Raw genomic sequence first — 467 nt, 5'->3', positions numbered from 1 at the left:
CGGCATCGTGATGAAGCGCAGCTGGGCTGGTGAGGTTCGCAACGTGTCGCTGCTGGTGGCCTCGGCGGTCAATGCTGAGGGGTTCCGGGAGATCCTCGGCATCTGTGAAGGCGCCAAGGAGGACAAATCCGGCTGGTCCTCGTTTCTGCGGCATCTCGTCGATCGCGGTCTCAAGGGCGTGCAGCTGGTGGTTTCCGACGCGTGCCGAGGTGTTGTCGAAAGCGTTGCGGATTATCTGCCGGAGGCACGCTATCAACGCTGCATGGTGCATTTTTATCGCAATGTCTTCAGCCACGTGCCGTCGATCCGGGTCCGCGAGGTGAGCCACATGCTCAAGGCCATTCATGCCCAGGAGAGCCGCGCCGCGGCCGACGAGAAAGCCAGGACCGTCATCGCGGATCTGCGGGCCAGCCGTATGGCCAAAGCTGCTGATCTCGTCGAGCAGGCGGTTCACGAGACGCTCGCCT

General features: G+C 62.7%; 1 protein-coding gene. It reads left to right on the top strand.

What is annotated here, in order from left to right; translation table 11 throughout:
- Positions 1 to 467, top strand: a 467-nt coding sequence (locus XI03_RS01530; protein WP_271591090.1) for a transposase, incomplete at both ends; no start/stop codon positions are given.

Origin of the sequence: Bradyrhizobium sp. CCBAU 65884 (assembly GCF_028128835.1) — a bacterium.
Taxonomy (GTDB): Bacteria; Pseudomonadota; Alphaproteobacteria; order Rhizobiales; family Xanthobacteraceae; genus Bradyrhizobium; species Bradyrhizobium ottawaense.
Note: the sequence above shows the minus strand (reverse complement) of the source record. Positions and strands in the feature narration are given on the sequence as shown.